The organism is Citrobacter sp. MGH 55 (assembly GCF_016906145.1).
GTDB lineage: Bacteria > Pseudomonadota > Gammaproteobacteria > Enterobacterales > Enterobacteriaceae > Citrobacter_A > Citrobacter_A amalonaticus.
Genome location: NZ_CP070239.1, coordinates 1190678 through 1190916, shown reverse-complemented (window position 1 = coordinate 1190916; position 239 = coordinate 1190678). Strand labels below are relative to the sequence as shown.

General features: G+C 56.5%; 1 protein-coding gene. It reads left to right on the top strand.

Annotated elements, in window-relative coordinates; translation table 11 throughout:
* The coding region (locus tag JTI98_RS21120) for an RHS domain-containing protein (protein WP_252869622.1) at positions 1 to 239 on the top strand (239 nt) is incomplete at both ends.

Below are 239 nucleotides of genomic sequence, written 5' to 3'. Positions count from 1 at the left end.
AAAATCCACCTGTACCACTGCGACCACCGGGGCCTGCCGCTGGCGCTGATTGACGTTAACGGGGCCATTGCGTGGCGCGCAGAGTTTGATGAATGGGGGAATATGCTGCGGGAAGATAATCCGCATAACCTGGAACAGCTCATCCGTCTGCCGGGGCAGCAGTGGGATAAAGAGACGGGGTTGTACTATAACCGGCACCGGTATTACGACCCTGCACAGGGAAGATATATCACGCAGGA